This is a genomic window from Lampropedia cohaerens (assembly GCF_001005215.1).
Lineage (GTDB): Bacteria > Pseudomonadota > Gammaproteobacteria > Burkholderiales > Burkholderiaceae_C > Lampropedia > Lampropedia cohaerens.
The window spans coordinates 17,550-33,161 of record NZ_LBNQ01000010.1 but is presented as its reverse complement, the minus strand read 5'-3'; the positions used below and the strand labels follow the sequence as shown (position 1 = coordinate 33,161).

Genomic DNA, 15,612 nt, shown 5'->3' with positions numbered 1-15,612 from the left:
ACAGCGATTCGGACAGCGATTCGGACAGCGATTCGGACAGCGATTCGGACTCGGACAGCGATTCGGATTCGGACAGCGATTCGGATTCGGACAGCGATTCGGACTCCGACAGTGACTCGGATTCGGACAGCGACTCGGACTCCGACAGCGACTCGGACTCCGACAGTGACTCGGACTCCGACAGCGACTCGGACTCCGATAGCGACTCGGACTCGGACAGCGATTCGGACTCGGACAGTGACTCGGATTCGGACAGTGACTCGGATTCGGACAGTGATTCGGATTCGGACAGTGATTCGGATTCGGACAGCGACTCGGATTCGGACAGCGACTCGGATTCGGACAGCGACTCGGATTCGGACAGCGACTCGGACTCGGACAGCGATTCGGACTCCGACAGTGACTCGGATTCGGACAGCGATTCGGACTCCGACAGTGACTCGGATTCGGACAGCGATTCGGACTCCGATGCAGACTCCGACGATGATGGTGCGCAACTGTTGGATCCAGGGCAACAGGCCGCAGAATCGCTGCTGAAAGGTCTGGAAGAGTCGCTGGGGCTTGAAGCGGGAGCGCTCACGGCGCTCGTCGGAACCACCGGAGCGTTGACCGACCTTCTCAGTGATGCACTCAGCCCCCTGCTGGGCGCCGAGTTCGATCCGAACGATCCGAACGGGCTGGACGCGCTGGATGACACGGTCGCAGGCGTTGTGGATAACCTGACTGGCCTACTGGGGCCGGCACTGAATGGGCTGCTGCCTGAAGGTACCCTGCAAGAGATCGGCCAGGCACTGGGGCTGCAGGTGGACTTCGCGACCGATGCGGTCGTGCATGCGCTGACAGAAGGGTTTGTCGGCAGTCTGCTGGTCGGTCTGGGGCTGGGCAACACCCTCGAGAACCTGCTTGGCGAAGGGGGGCAGCTCGATGCCATCCTGGGCAACCTGCTCAATGAGGATGCGCTGCTGGGTCAGCTGCTGGCTGAAAACGGCCTGCTGACGGGTCTGTTGCTCAGCGAAGACAGTGCGCTGGGACAAATCCTCAGCGAGAACGGTCTGGTGGGTCAGCTGCTGGCCGAGGATGGCCTGGTCGGTGGCCTGCTTGCCGAAGGCAGCGCGCTCAACGGTTTGCTGGGTGCTTTGCTGGCCGACGATTCGTTGCTCGGTCAACTGCTGGGCGGGGCGCTGACGGAAAGTGGCCTGGGTGGTTTGCTGGGCAAGGATGGCCTCGCCAACGCGCTGCTGCTTGATGAGAACGGTCTGCTGGGCATTCTGCTCGGCTCCTCGGGTGTGTTGGGTGGTGTGCTGGGCGCGCTAGAAGGTGTACTGCAGCCGCTGGTTGGTGATCTTGGTGCGGCACTGGGGCTGAATGATCTCAAGCTGGAACAACTCACGGACGGATTGTTGGGTGAGGATGGCCTGGTCTCCGGCCTTCTGGACGGTCTGCTGGGCGAGAACGGTGCGTTGACCGCGCTGCTGGGCGAGGATGGCCTGATCGGTGATGCGGCACTCGGTGCGCTGCTTGGCAGTGATGGCCCGGTCGGTCAGCTGCTTGGCGCACTGGCAGGCCCCGATGGCCTGTTGACGGGGCTGCTTGGCTCCGACGTGCTTGGTGGCGCCCTTGGCGATGACCTGCTGCAGGGCTTGCTGGGTGAGGATGGCCTTATCGGTGGCCTGCTGGTCGGCCTGATTGGTGAGGGCGGCGTGTTGACCTCGCTGCTGTCCGGTCTCGGTGGCGTGACTGAAGGAGGACTGCTGAACGGCCTGCTGGGTGAGGATGGCCTGCTGGGTGGCTTGCTGGGCGAGAACGGTTTGCTGGGCGGTCTGCTCGGCGGTGCAGGCAATGAGAATCTGGTTGCCGGCCTGCTGAACGGCCTGCTGGGCGAGAACGGCTTGCTGGGTGGCCTGCTCGGTGGTGGCGGGCTGCTCGGTGGCCTCACCGAAGGTGGCCTGCTCGCCGGGCTGCTTGGCGACGAAGGTCTGCTCGGTGGTCTGCTGGGTGGCCTGCTCGGCGGTGACGGAGGGCTCGGTGGCGGCAACGGCGGCGGGCTGCTCGACGGCCTGCTGGGTGGCGACGGGCTGTTGGGTGGCCTGCTGGGTGAGGATGGTTTGCTGGGCGGTCTGCTCGGTGGTCTGCTGGGTGGTGGCCTGCTTGGCGGCGGAGAAGGCGGCCTGTTGGGCGGTCTGCTCGGCGAGGAAGGGCTGTTGGGTGGTCTGCTGGGCGGCGGCCTGCTCGGTGGCGGAGAAGACGCCGGGCTGCTCGATCCGATCCTGGCCGACGGCGGCCTGCTGGGCGATCTGACTGGCAACAGTGGCCTGCTGGGCCCGATCACCGGTTCGGACGGGCTGGTGGGTGGCCTGATCGGCAACGATGGTCTGCTTGGCGGTCTGCTGGGCATTGGCCTGCTGGGTGATGGCGTCAGCGATGGCGAAGGCGGCTCGGGGCTGCTCGATGGTCTGCTGGGTCAGGACGGCCTGGTCGGTGGTCTGCTTGGCGGCGGGGAAGGTGGCCTGTTGGGCGGTCTGCTCGGCGAGGAAGGGCTGCTGGGTGGTCTGCTGGGTGGTGGCCTGCTCGGTGGTGGAGAAGACGCCGGGCTGCTCGATCCGATCCTGGCCGACGGCGGCCTGCTGGGTGATCTGACTGGCAATAGCGGCCTGCTGGGCCCGATCACCGGCTCGGACGGGCTGGTGGGCGGCCTGATCGGCAACGATGGCCTGCTTGGCGGCCTGTTGGGCATTGGCCTGCTGGGCGACGGCACGGCAGATGCAGGGCAATCCAACGGCGGACTGCTGGACGGTCTGCTGGGCTCGGATGGCCTGGTGGGCGGGCTGCTCGACGGCGTGCTTGGCGAGAACGGTCTGGTGGGGGGGCTACTGGGCGGCGGCGCTGGCGGTGGCCTGCTCGGCGGACTGCTTGGTGGTGGCAGCGCTGCGGCGTTCACGGCTGCGGATGCTGGCTTCGAACCGGTGGCGCTGGCGGTCAGCAGTCAGGCGGACGACAGTGCCGCAGACGCTGCGGGGGCATCGCTGTTTGCCCAGCAGCAACAAAGCCAGCACTGGCTGTAAGCACCGCTGCCCGGATCGGTCGCGTCGCAGCTGCGGCGTGCCGGCCGGGCACCTTCCGAAACCTTCTTCTTTCCTCATCGCCATGAACATGACCCATTTCCGCTGGATTGGCAGCGTCGCACTGGCAGGTCTGCTGGTTGCGTGCGCGTCATCGCCAGGCAGTTCTTCAAGGACTGAGCACTTCTATGCCTTTGGGCAGAAGCCGCAACCGGCTGGCCAGACAGTGGCACCGGTGACGGTGGATGCCGTTCAGCCCGGGCAGGGGCCGCAGCATCTGACCCACATCGTCTACTTCGATTACGACGACGATCGCATCCGCCCCAGCGAGCGCCCCATCGTCGAAGGGCACGCCGAGTGGATGCGGCAGAACCCTGATCGCAGCGTCGTGCTGCAGGGCCACACCGACGTGCGTGGCGGCTCGGAATACAACCTCGCGCTGGGCCATCGCCGGGCGCAGTCGGTAGCGCAGGCCTTGCAGATGCTGGGCGTGCAGCCATCCCGTATCGAGACCGTCAGCTACGGCAAGGAGCGGCTGCTGGACACCGGCATGACCGAGCAGGCCCACCAGCGTAACCGGCGCGTCGAGTTCGATTACCGCTGACGCGATGCGCAGCCGCGGCACGCCCGATATGGTGACCCGCCCCGCCTTGCAGGCTGACAGTCGTCTGGCGATCCTGCCGGAGCACGGGGACAACGGCCTGCCCGAGCTGGAGCGGCAGCTTGCGCGCTGCTGGCAGTGGCTGTGCCAGCATGCACAGGCGCCACTGCCCGAGCCCTTGCCGGCCGCCATTCTGGTGTTCTCCATGGCGACAGACGACAGCGCAGTCCACGTCTTTCATGTCTGTGGCGACAGCCTGGCGCAGGCTTGGCGCGCCGGTGCGCGGCGTGTGCGCCACTGGGTGTGGCGTCAGCGGGCCAGCGCGGTAACGCTGCGCATCGATTGGGTAGAAGATGTGCTGGCACCATCCGAGGCAGTCCGCATGCCAGGGCAGGACGTGCGGCACGCCTGGATCGACCGGCGCTTTGCGCATGTGCTGCTGGCCGGGCCCTATTTTCACGGCGAGGGCTGGGCCCGGGCAGGTCGGATGGTGTCGGTCAGGCGCCGTGCCGATGCGGCAGAATCGGACAACCCGCTGACGGCTGCCGATGCCAGTGCGCAGGATTCATGGCTGCAGTTGCGCCTGCGCGGACTGTGCTGCACGCCCGGCGCGCATCCTGTGGCGCTGCCCAGGCCCGCACTGGCAATGCCCTTGGCCACCGGCGGCTGGCACCCTCTGGCAGCGGCTGCCGCGCACCTGATGGCCCCGGTGCGACCGGGCCCGGTGGCCGCGCAGGTCGGCTGCTGGTATACAAAGTGGCTGCTGGCCGCTGCGCAGGTATTGCCGGCGCGGGATGTGCTGGCCGAGGCTGGTCAGTGGGTGCAGCAGCTCACAGTTGCTGCCCAGCCGACCGACAGGTTGGCAGCGGGCGCCATTGCACTGCTGCTGGTGCGCCTGGCCGCATCCGGCTCGCCGGCGCCCGCGCCGTTGCGCCATCAGGCCGGAGTGCTGGCCGCGCAGTGGGCGCGCCGCGCGCTGGCCAGCCACGCCGCGGCCGAGTCCTGGCAGCAACTGCGCGCCGCTCGGCTGGTTGCCGCACTTGCCGCAGCGCTGGTGGACACCCTGAGCGCCGAGCCCCTGCCGCGGACACCCGCTGCCATTGCCGCATTCATGCGTCGCAGCGCGAACTTGACGCTATTTCACCAATTGCAACAGCCAGTCGGGCTCGCCCTGCGCATGGGCTGGGGCGAATGCCTGCGCTGGCTCGCCAGCCAGCCCCAGGAGCGTGACCGTAATGCGTCGCGCGCAGGCGATGCGCAACTGGAGGTGGCACGCGCCTGCGCCCTGCAGTTGCAGGCTGCAGCCGCCTGGCCCGAACACGTTGTTTACCTGTCCCCGCCGCTGCGTGCGGCAGCGAGGCAGGCTGTTTTCGCCGTGCCAGATGGGGCGGCCGCACCAGACGCGCGCGTAGAGCGTCCTGCCGTCTGGTGGGCCGACGCTTGCATCGCCTGGCAGGTAGGGGTGCAGGCACAGCAGCTGCTGCGCAGCGACCACGCGCCTTCGCCTGCGCAGTCCCCCACGCGGCCCATGGAGGCGTCCTTGGCGCCCACCAGCGCGCCGATGGCGTGGGACATGGACAGCCTGGCGCAGTTGACCGGTGGCCATTGGCGCCATCTGGATTGCCAGGGGGGCCACCGGCAGGTGCGCGGCGTGCACATCCATCGTCCCCACGCGTGGCCGGGCGCGGCGCAAGTGCTGCGCAGCGGTGACCGCCCGGAGAGCGACGCGCAGTTGGCAGCGCCGCCAGCGGCCTTGTTGTCGGATACCGCCGGCCCGGCGCCATCGCATCCACGCCCGACACTGCAGGTGCCGGATGTATCGCTGGCCTTGGTGCAACTGGCGCTGGCGGCGCGCCAGCGCATTCTCGCGCCCGTTGTCGCCGTCATGGGCTGCGCGGGAAAAAGTACCTGCATCCACATGCTGCAGCACCTGCTGGGGCAGGATGTGGACGAAAGCCGTGCCGCACTGCTGCACCAGAGTGCCGCACTGCAGCTGGTCAACGCCAGCGACCACGCCAGCGCCGTGATGGTGGAGCTGGCGCTCCCGGCCGTGGCGGCGGAGATCGCCCTTGTCAGCCCGGACGTGGTGGTCGTCACGCATCTGGCCCCGGCCGATGGCGCCGACGATGCACCGCCCCTGTGTGACGAACTGCTGGGAGCGATGCGACTGATCAAGCGCGGCGCCACGGTCATTGCGCCGCTGCGAGTGGCGGCCTCACCGGCGGTGCGGCAGCTGGCCGCCGCGCGGCACCTGCGCCTGCTTTCCTGTGCGGCCGATGCGGCCGCCGAGCTGTGCTGGCAGCCGCTGTCGGCCGCCGCTGTCGGCGAGGCGGCGCTGCGTATGCGGGTGCCTGGCCATGAGGGCGACATCCTCGCCAGCCTGCCGCAGGGGGGCGCACACCTGCTGGAAAACGCCGCCATGGCGCTGGCAGGTGTCTGGGCGCTGCAGGCCGATCTGGCTGCGGCAGCGCGCAGGCTCGGCAGCTGGCAGCCGATGCCAGGTGCGGGGCTGACTGAGCGGCTGGACGATGACGTCGTGCTGCTGGACCACAGTCAGGCCCGCCATTGCGTGGCCTGGCGCTGCGCGCTGACGCAACTGCAGGCCATTGCGCCGCAGCCCCAGCGCAGGCTGATCGTGCTGTGCGCGGCAACGGGCGAGGAATCCTTCGTTGGGCCCCTGTTGCGCGAGGGGGCGGCAGCCGCAGCGCAGGCGCGGCGTGTGCTGCTGTGGGGCGAGCCGTTGCGCCCGCTGACGGCCATGGCGCGTGGCGATGCCCGTATCCAGTGGTACGAGGATTTGGGCCACCTCAGCGAGTCGCTGCGGCGCACGCTGCAGCGCGGCGACACCGTGCTCATCGTCGGCGGCGCCAGGCTGAGTCAGGCACTGGTGATACAGGCGTTGCGGGAACATTTCCGTATCGTGGAATAGCGATTATTCATCCGGAAAGACCTGACCGATGACAATGTTTTAACAATTGGAAGAATAGTTGATATATTTGCTTGCATTTATGTCACAAGTATTCAGAAATTTGCTTGGACGCCTCCCATGATTCGCTACCTGCTGCCCCGCCGATTGCTGACGTCTCCCACCGAGACGCCGGATGCGCTGGCGCGCGGCCCTTACTCTGGCGCGATTCGTGCGGCTTCGCAGCAGGCGCATCCGTTTCTGCTGCGTGCGGTCTGGCTGTCCTTGCCGATCGGTCTGTTCGGTCTGATTCCGTCGATCTTTTTGTTACAAGTGTATAACCGAGTGCTGATGCGCGGCGGCATGGCCACGCTCATCGCCATGGTGGCTGGCGTGCTTTGCATCCTGGGCCTGGAGTGGTGGCTGCGCCGCCAGCGTGCCCGCGCATTGCGCGAGGCTGGCGCCACCATTGACCGGGGCACGTCCCAGGCGCTGATGCACTCCATGCTGCGGCGCCCGCTGCTGGTGCTGGAGCAGCGTCCGGCCAGCCAGTGGCTGCAATGCTTTCGCGACGTTGGCGCCATGCGCAGCACACTCTCGGGCGGGCTGGCGTCGGCCGTGCTGGACATGCCGATGGCGCTGCTGGCGCTGATCGTCATCGGCATCATCGCGTTGCCGGTGCTGCCCGTAATCCTCGTGGCCATGGTGGTGCTGGGCGTGCTGGCCTGGTGGTGGGCCGATGAAGTGCGCAGCGGCCGCATCGAGGAGCTGGCGCAGGCGCGCGACCTGGACCGCCACACTGCCGAAGTCTGCAACGCCCGCGCCACGCTCAAGGTGCTGGGTTACGACGGCGCCGTGCGCCAGCAGTGGCAGGCGGGCTACGACCACTGGCTGGCTACCAGCTTCAGCCGCAACGGCGAGATCGAGAACGCGCGCGAGACCACCACCGTGCTGCTGACCTTTTTCTCCATTGCCGTCATCACCGTCGGCGCGGTGGCCATCCACTCGCAGTGGATGACCATCGGCAGCCTGATGGCGGTGAACCTGCTGGCCAGCAAGGCGCTGGCGCCGATTGCGCAACTGGCAGGCAGCTGGCGGGCGCTGGCGCGCGCCAACGAGGCCACGCGCCGCCTGCAGGCCGTGCTCGACGAGCCTGTGGAGGCCGAACCCGGCAAAGTCGCATTGCCGCGCCCCCGCGGCGTGTTGCGGCTCGAACAGGTCAGCTTCACCTACCCAGGCGGGCGCACTACGCTGGAGGAGGCCGACCTCAGCATTGGCCCCGGTGGGCTGCACGCCATCGTCGGCCACAACGGTGCCGGCAAGTCCACGCTGGGCAAGCTGCTCGCCGGCCTGTACCGGCCCGACAGCGGCCGCGTATTCCTCGATGAATACGATCTGGCCCAGTTCCCCCGTGCCGACATCGGCCAGTGGATTGGCTGTCTGGCGCAGCAGGTCTACTGGTTCAGCGGCCCGCTCATCGAGGGCCTGCGCATGGTGCGCCCGGATGCGGACGATGCCACCATCGTCGCCGCCTGCCAGCTCGCCGGCGCACACGCCTTCATCAGCCGCCTGCCGCAGGGCTACCAGACCGAACTGTCCGACGGCGGCGCCGGCCTGTCGGCGGGCGAGCTGCGCAAGCTCGCGCTGGCGCAGCTGTTTCTGCGCAACCCCAATGTGCTGGTGCTCGACGAGCCCAGCAATGACCTGGACTTTGCCAGCGAGAGCCAGCTCATCCTCACGCTGCGGCAGATCGCGCGCAAGCACACTGTCATCGTCATCACGCACTCGGCGCGCATGACTGCGGCAGCGGACGACATCATTCACCTGCCGGGCGACGGCAGCATCGAGCGTGGCACGCCGCAGCAGCTGCTGCCGCGCCTGTTCGGTGCTGCCGTGCAGGATGGCAGGGGCGTGGCAGCCGCCACCACAACCCGGGAGAAGGCCGCATGAGCACGCTCGCTGCCTCCCGCAAGGATTTGCCCCAGGTGCTGCGCCAGCCTGCGCAGCCCGAGGTGGCGACGGCGCCGGCCGGACGCTGGCGCATCACGCCGCGTCGCCTGCTGGTCGTTGCGCTGTGCATCCTTGTGCCGGTGGGCCTGTTCTATCCGGTCGAAAACGTCGTCGTTGCCGCTGGGCAGGTCATCCCGTCCGATCGCGTGCAGTCCGTGCAGCATCTGGAAGGCGGCATCGTCACGGCCGTGCATGTGCGCGAAGGGCAGGCCGTGGTCGAAGGCCAGCCCCTGCTGGAAATTGACCTCGGCGGTGCCAGCCTCAACCTGGAACAGCTCACCGCACGCTATGCCACGGCCCAGGCAATGAAGACCCGCCTGCTGGCCGAAAGCCAGGGGCGCCCCCTCAGCGAGCAGGACTTTCCCGCCGATCTGGATCGGCAGGTGGTGCAGGCCGAGCTCGGCGCCTTTGCGGCCCGCGCGCTGGAGCACCAGGGCAGCATGGCCGCCGCCAACGCCACGCTGCACCAGGCGCGCGGCGAAGTTGCGGAAACGCGCGCACGCATCGCCGGCCTGCAGACCAGCTTGCGCCTGCACGAGCAGGAGGCAACGATTTCCCGCCAGCTGGCTGCCGAGCAGCTCATCGGCCAGCTGGAAGTCATCGAGAACGAACGCGCGCTCGAACAGGTGCGCAGCCAGCTCGCCGCCGCGCGCGAGGCGCTGGTCGCAGCCCAGGCCAAGGTTGCGCTGGCCGAAGCCAAGATCGTCGAGACGCAGGGCGCATTCCGCAGCCGCGCTTCGGACGCGTTGGCCGAAGTCGAGCGCGAGCTGCAAACCCTCGGCGAGGATCTGGCCCGCGCCCGCAGCCAGCGCACCCGCACCATCGTGCTGGCGCCCACCAGCGGCATCGTCAAGGGGCTGCGCAGCGGCGGCGCCGGCTGGGTGGTGCGCCCCGGCGAGCCGATTCTGGACATCGTGCCGGACAACGACCAAGTTATCGTCGAGGCGCGGCTGAACCCCTCTGATCGGGGTTTGGTCAGCGAAGGCCAGCCCGTCAAGGTCAAGATCACCGCCTACGACTTCCTGCGCCACGGCAGCGTGCCCGGTACCGTCACGCTGGTGGCGGCTGACGCCGACCGCGACTCCGACGAGCCGGGTGCACCATCGTACTTCCGCATCCAGGCCAGCCTCGCGCAGCCGTGGGTCGGCAATACCGCCAACCGCATCACCACCGGCATGCAGGCTGAAGTCGACCTGCTGCTGGGGCACGAGCCCTTCATCTGGTACCTGCTGCGCCCCGTGCTGCGCGTCGGGGCCGAAGCCTTCCGGGAGCCCTGACATGCTGCTGCCGAAAATGCTTCATGAACAGATGCGTGCAGTCGCCGTAGTGGGGGCGCTGGCGCTGACGGCCGGTGTCGTGCAGGCGCAGGCAGCGCCTTCGCTGCAGCTGGCCACGCGGCTGACGGTCACGTCCCTGGCGGATGACGCTGCGCGCCGGCAGTTGCTGGCCGCGCTCGGTGAGATGCTGGACCAGCACCCCGACATCCAGCAGGCGCGCGCCGCGCTGCAGGCCGCGGGCTACGACATCGACACCGCCAAGGGCGAGCGCTGGCCGAGCTTCCAGATCGGCACGGACAGCGGCAGCATCGAGACCCCGCGCGGGCGCGAAAGCTACAACGCCCTCAATGCCGAAGCCCGGCTGAACCTGCTCGATGCCGGTGCCATCAGCGCTGGCATTCGCTCGGCCGAAGCATCGGAGCAGGCGCAGTTGCAGGTCATGCATGGCACGCGCCAGAACGTGCTGCTCGAAGCCCTCACGGCGCTGCTGGAGCTGCAGCGCCACGAACGTAAGGCCGGCATTGCGGCAGAGTCCGCCGACATCGTCGGTCAGCTCGCCCGCATCGAGGAGCGCCGCGCGCAACTGGGCGCGGTGGGCCGCAATGACCTGCGCCAGGCCGCCTCGCGCCAGGCCAGCGCGCGCGCGCAGCAGCTGGCCATGGAGTCGCTGCGGCAGGAGGCGCAGGCGCGTTTTGCGCGTTACTTCCGCTTCACGCCACAGCCGCAGTGGCTGCCCGCGCTGCAGGTGCCCAGCCAATGGCTGCCGGCCAATGAGGCCCAGGCCCAGCAGGCTGCCGAAGCCAACAGCGCGGAGCTGCGCGAGCTCGATGGCGTGATCGCCGCAGCCCAGGCCGAGGTGGACCGCGCCAAGGCCGAGCGCTTTCCCACCGTGCAGGCGGTGGTCAGCCATGCGTATGACCCCGAGGGCGTACTCAGCAACGACGGCACCCGCTATGGCGTGGAGCTGAACTGGAACTTCGGCAACGGCTTCGAGCTGCGCGACCGCGTGCGCAAGGCTTTGACCGAGCTGCAGTCGCAGCAGTCGGCCCAGGAGGGCGTGCGCCGCCAGGTGCAGGAGGCTGCCAGTGCCGGCTACAGCCGCGTGCAGGCCGGACGCGCCCGCGCTGCCGAGCTGGCCAGCGCCGTCGCCGAGGCTGAAGCGGCCTTCCAGGGCCGGCGGCGCCTGCACGAGGCCGGGCGCGGCAACCTCTCGCAGGTGCTTGATGCCCAGCTTGATCTGCAGAACCTGCTGCTGGAGCAGGCCGACGCGCTTTACGACCTGCAGCTGGCCGAGCTGCAGCTGGCCCGTACCACCGGCCAATTGCTGCCCTTTGGCGTGCAGGGCGAGTGGCTGGCGGCGCTGTTTTTTACCCCCGGCATGCCGCAGGCCGCGCCGGGTCAGCCTGTACAGCAGCTGGTCAGCGCGCCTGTTGATGTGGCGCTGCGCCCGCCAATGCGGCTGCGCGCCGAGCGCCAGCTGGCACGCAGCCCGGGTGCGGACGGCGTACAGCGCGCAGGCTGGTGGTAGCACGAGTTTTTTCTGCAGCAGCTGGTTTGCCCATCGTCAGCAGCTGCCTTTCCTCCCGATGGGCGTTTTGCAAACCGAAAGGAAGATGCCATGACCGACATCATCAAGAACTTCTGGAAAGACGAAGAAGGCGCTACGGCGATCGAGTATGGGTTGATTGCGGGGTTGATTGCGGTGGTGATCATTGGAGCTGTTACTGGGCTCGGAACGCAGATCAAGGAGAAATTCAACGAAATTTTGACAGCTCTGGGCGGTACTGCTGCCAACTAATTTGAGCCATGCTGTGGAACTTGACTTGCTGGCTCCTTTGGCTTGTGGTGATCGCCGCCACAGACTTAAACATCCGCAAAGTCCGCAACTGGATGGTGCTGCTGGGCCTCGCTGCAGGTCTGGTGGCACTGTTCAGCGGCGGGCAGCCATTCCAGGTCTCGCCCTGGGGTGGGCTGCTTGGCATGACGGTGGCCTTTGCTGCGCTGCTGCCGTTCTATGCGCTGGGGTGGATGGGAGCCGGAGACGTCAAGTTTGCCGCCGTCGTTGGGCTGTGGTTTGGCCTGTCACCAGCTTTGTTGGTGGTCTGGCTGGGCGGCAGCCTGCTGGCGGGGCTCCATGCTATTGCGGTAGTCGGCTGGCGCGTCTTGCAGTGCCAGCCTCTCGGGCTGTGGCTGCAGGCCCATGTGCCACTGTTGGCGCGCCACGCGGCAGCGCCCGGTGAGGCATTGAACCTGCGCTTTGCCAGCCGCCACCGCCAGCGCTCCATTCCGTATGCGGGCTACATGGCGCTGTGCGCCATCTGGGTCGCCTATACCACCGGGCCTACCTTGTGATGGCCGGGCCCCAACCGCTCAACCTTTGTCACTGCCTGGGAGAACACCATGTTGGAACAGATCAAGGAACGCATCGAGGATGAACTGCGCAAGGCCGCGCCGGACAAGAAGAAGATCGCCACGCTGCACCTGCAGGTGCTGATGCATGCGGACGAGCTCGCGGGCACCGACGCCAAGGACTTCTGCCGTGCGCTGGGCCTCAGGCCATCGTTCGTGACCGAATACCGCAAGATGCTCAGCCTCGCGCAGCTGATGCGGCAGCACGGCATTGAGCTGCGCCCGTCCGCTGCCACGGCGCAGGGCGAGCGGGGCCGCGCCGCATCCCTTGCCAGGGCGGCCGCATGAAGCGCGCTGCAATGGCCGGGCGCAGGCCGCCTGCAGATGCTTTCCTGTGCCGGTGCCGGGCTGCGGGCCTGCACAGGAAAGCGTCTGCCGCAGCGGCCGTGCATGCGCAACCCGTCAACCCTTTCTCGGAACAGAACTTCGCCGGAGATCACACATGACCCTCACCAAGATTCTTGCCGGCCTGCTGGTGGTGCTGGCCATCGGGCTGGGCATCCTGGCCTGGATGGTGGGCCGCCAGCCGCAGCGGCCCGTGGCACCGCCGCCAACCGCCAGCACCGCCTCAGCCCCCGCGCCAGCACCGCCTGAGCCGGTGCAGTTGCATGACGTGGTGGTGACGGCCCAGCCGCTGCCAGCTGGCCACCGCATCACCGCCGAGGACCTGAAGGTCGCCCAGATGGGCGCGCCGGTGCCCGGCAGCTTTGCCGATGCCGACGTGCTGGTGGGCCAGACCACGGCGTTGGCACTGCCGGCGCAGGCGCCGCTGTTCGAGCAGCACCTCATCCGGGGTCTGGCCCTGCAGCTGGAGCCGGGCCAGCGCGCCGTCTCCATACCCGTCAGCGAGGCCATGGCCGCTGGCCACCGGGTGCGCCCTGGCGACTTCGTCGATGTGTATTTCACGCTCGATGGCAGCAGCAGCCAGACCCCGGTGGATACGCAGACCCGCCTGCTGCTGGCGCGCAGCCGGGTGCTGGCCTACGGCGGTGCCAGTGTCGAGAACCCACCGCTGACCGATGCCCAGCGCCGCGAACAGCAGGCCCAGGCGCAAGAGGCAAGCGCCGGTGTGACCAGCAGCAGCCGGCGCAGCAGCGCCGCCGCACGCGAGGATGCCAGCGCCCGCCCCGAGAACGCCCGCACTGCCGTGCTGGCCGTACCGCTGGAGGATGTGGAGCGCCTGACGCTGGCCGAGAAATACGGCCAGCTGACCCTGGCGTTGCGCCACCCCGATGACGAGGCATTGCCCGACCCATCGCTGTTTGCCGCGCTGCCGACGGCACTGCAGCCCGTGGCCACCCGCCTGGCCAAGGGGCAGGTGCTGCAGGGCATGGACCGCGCCGTGGCCGGGCTGCAATTCGATGCGTTGGCCACAGGTGGGGACAGCAAGAACCGCAAGCGCGCCGCTGCGCCATTGCTGCCGCCGCCGCCCGTGCCGCGCCCGCCACCACCACAGCCGCGCACCTACGACGTGCAGGTGCACGTCGGCAGTGACGTGCAGACCGTGCGCTATTGAGACAGAGGCAGCGCCATGGCCCGCCAAGCAATCGAACATCGAGGGAACCGACCCATGCCACACGCCCCCCGCCATCATCAGGCCCTAGCACCATCCCATGCTGCGCTGCGCAGCGCCGTGCAGCTGCTCTGCCACGGCTGTGCCGCGCTGGCGCTGAGCGCGCCGACCCTGTTGCAGGCGCAGGTGCCGGAGCAACCGCTGCAGCCGCTGCAGGAGCCCAGTCTGCCGCTGATGCCGGCAGCAGCCCGCACGGTGGCTGTGAATGTGGCGGAGCCCACTGCCCGTGCATCCACGGCCACCCAGGCCGCCGCAGTGCAGGAGGCCGACGCCGCGCAGGATGCGCCAGGCTGGCAGGTCGCCATCGACCCGCTGGCTGCCGAATCGGCGGTCACGCCGCTGCGACTGACGGCGGGCCAGCAGCGTCTGTTGCAGCCGGGCACATCGGTGACCCGCGTGGCGGTGGGCGATCCGCAGGTGCTGGACGTGAAGGTGCTTCGCGCCAGCCAGGGGCAAGGCAAGAGCGCGCCGCCAGCCGAGCTGCTGCTGACGGCCAAGGGGCCAGGCACGACCAGCCTGATGGTCTGGCCGCGCGGCAGCGATCAGCCGCAGGTCTGGCCGGTGCAGGTGCGCGCGCAGATGCTGATGCTGGAGCGGCGCCTTGGCAGCGTGCCCGAACATGCCCAGGCCCTGGCCGCGCTGCAGCTGACCGCACCGGCCGACACCCCGCTGGTGGACCGCTCGGCCGTGGCGGTCAAGAGCAACACCGTGCAGGTAGAAGTGCACGTTGTCGAGTTCAAGAAGTCTGCGATGAAGCAGGCCGGTATCAATATCTTCAGTGGCGGAGCCAACAACCACGGCTTTAGTTTTGGTGTGTTCACTCCGGGGACGACGACTTCGGCGAACTTCAACATAGGTAATAGTTCGGGCAAAAACCTGAGTAGCAATTTCTCCAATAGCGTCAACGGCAATCTGAATGCTTCAGGATCTGCGACCGCTAACTACAACAGCAGCACGGGTTTCAGCAACAGCGCAACGGGAACCATCGGCGGAGCAGTCGGAAGTGCGGTCAGCAGTGCGGTAAATGGCGCCGCAAACTCCGCCGTCACTGGTAGCGGCAGCATTTCCGCGTCGATTGCCAGTGCTATGAATTTGGTGTTCGGTTTCAGCAACGCTTTCAGTGGTGCAGGCATAGGCGTGCAGCTCGGCTTCCTGGAAAACAACGGTCTTGCGCGCGTGCTTGCGCGGCCTACGCTGCTGGCGCACACCGGCCAGAGTGCCAGTTTCCTGGCTGGAGGAGAAATCCCCATTCCCGTGCCAAGCAATGACGGCAATGTGGCCATTGAGTACAAGGAGTTTGGTGTCAAGCTGCAGCTGACGCCGACCATTCTTGCCAACGAACGCATAGCACTCAAGGTCGCGCCAGAAGCCAGTGACCTCGACTTCAGCAACGGCGTTGCGGTCAGTGGCGTTGTGGTTCCAGCGATTCGCACACGGCGTGCCGACACCATGGTGGAGCTTGCTGATGGCGAAAGCTTCATCATCGGCGGGCTGGTCAGCCGCACAACATCTTCCTATGTGGACAAGGTGCCGGTATTGGGCGATTTGCCCATCATCGGTACCTTCTTCAAGAACATGGCCTATTCACAGGATGAGACCGAACTGGCCATCGTGGTGACCCCGCATCTGGTGCATCCGCTGGCGGCGGGCACGGACCTGCAGGCGCTGCTGCCGGGTGCAACGTCGGAGCGGCCCTATGCCTCGCAGGTGTGGGAGCCGTTCATCGCCGGCGGCCTCAAGCCGGATGCGGCGCTGCCCGGATTCTCTTACTGAGGCTT

At 67.7% G+C, this 15,612-nt stretch carries 12 protein-coding genes; 11 read left to right on the top strand and 1 reads right to left on the bottom strand.

Going from position 1 to position 15,612, the window contains the following annotated elements; all coding sequences use genetic code 11:
- The coding region (locus AAV94_RS15020) for a hypothetical protein (RefSeq protein WP_197407991.1) at positions 1–580 on the bottom strand (580 nt) is incomplete at its 3' end.
- Positions 581–605: 25 nt separating this feature from the next.
- On the opposite strand from AAV94_RS15020, the gene AAV94_RS15015 reads away from it, so the two are divergent.
- The 11 genes from AAV94_RS15015 to AAV94_RS02180 all read left to right on the top strand — a co-directional run bounded on the left by AAV94_RS15015 (position 606) and on the right by AAV94_RS02180 (position 15,607).
- Positions 606–3,062, top strand: coding sequence for a hypothetical protein (locus AAV94_RS15015; RefSeq protein WP_197407990.1), 2,457 nt, complete (start codon positions 606–608; stop codon positions 3,060–3,062).
- Between the two features lie 82 nt (positions 3,063–3,144).
- Entirely contained in the window at positions 3,145–3,663 is a 519-nt protein-coding gene (locus AAV94_RS02225; RefSeq protein ID WP_231731189.1) for an OmpA family protein, read from the top strand.
- A gap of 4 nt (positions 3,664–3,667) precedes the next feature.
- Complete coding sequence (locus AAV94_RS02220) at positions 3,668–6,589, top strand: UDP-N-acetylmuramoyl-tripeptide--D-alanyl-D-alanine ligase (RefSeq protein WP_046740702.1); 2,922 nt, start codon at positions 3,668–3,670, stop codon at positions 6,587–6,589.
- Between the two features lie 117 nt (positions 6,590–6,706).
- Positions 6,707–8,515 (top strand): peptidase domain-containing ABC transporter, encoded by a 1,809-nt coding sequence (locus AAV94_RS02215; protein WP_046740701.1) that lies wholly within the window; start codon positions 6,707–6,709, stop codon positions 8,513–8,515.
- Complete coding sequence (locus AAV94_RS02210) at positions 8,512–9,852, top strand: HlyD family type I secretion periplasmic adaptor subunit (RefSeq protein WP_046740700.1); 1,341 nt, start codon at positions 8,512–8,514, stop codon at positions 9,850–9,852. The genes AAV94_RS02215 and AAV94_RS02210 overlap by 4 nt, the downstream gene beginning before the upstream one ends.
- A 1-nt stretch (position 9,853) precedes the next feature.
- Positions 9,854–11,380, top strand: coding sequence for a TolC family protein (locus AAV94_RS02205; RefSeq protein WP_052754873.1), 1,527 nt, complete (start codon positions 9,854–9,856; stop codon positions 11,378–11,380).
- 90 nt (positions 11,381–11,470) lie between these two features.
- Complete coding sequence (locus tag AAV94_RS02200; RefSeq protein ID WP_046740699.1) at positions 11,471–11,650, top strand: Flp family type IVb pilin; 180 nt, start codon at positions 11,471–11,473, stop codon at positions 11,648–11,650.
- Between the two features lie 47 nt (positions 11,651–11,697).
- The gene (locus AAV94_RS02195; RefSeq protein WP_231731187.1) at positions 11,698–12,204 is read left to right on the top strand and encodes an A24 family peptidase; all 507 of its coding nucleotides are present in this window, start codon (positions 11,698–11,700) and stop codon (positions 12,202–12,204) included.
- Between the two features lie 48 nt (positions 12,205–12,252).
- Positions 12,253–12,549 carry an HTH-like domain-containing protein gene (locus AAV94_RS02190; protein WP_052754872.1) on the top strand — a complete coding sequence of 99 codons (297 nt, stop codon included), beginning with the start codon at positions 12,253–12,255 and terminating at the stop codon, positions 12,547–12,549.
- A gap of 154 nt (positions 12,550–12,703) precedes the next feature.
- Positions 12,704–13,777, top strand: a complete 1,074-nt coding sequence (gene cpaB, locus AAV94_RS02185; protein ID WP_046740697.1) for a Flp pilus assembly protein CpaB — start codon at positions 12,704–12,706, stop codon at positions 13,775–13,777.
- Positions 13,778–13,831: 54 nt separating this feature from the next.
- Positions 13,832–15,607, top strand: a complete 1,776-nt coding sequence (locus AAV94_RS02180; RefSeq protein WP_331396736.1) for a type II and III secretion system protein family protein — start codon at positions 13,832–13,834, stop codon at positions 15,605–15,607.
- The last annotated feature ends 5 nt before the right edge of the window (positions 15,608–15,612 follow it).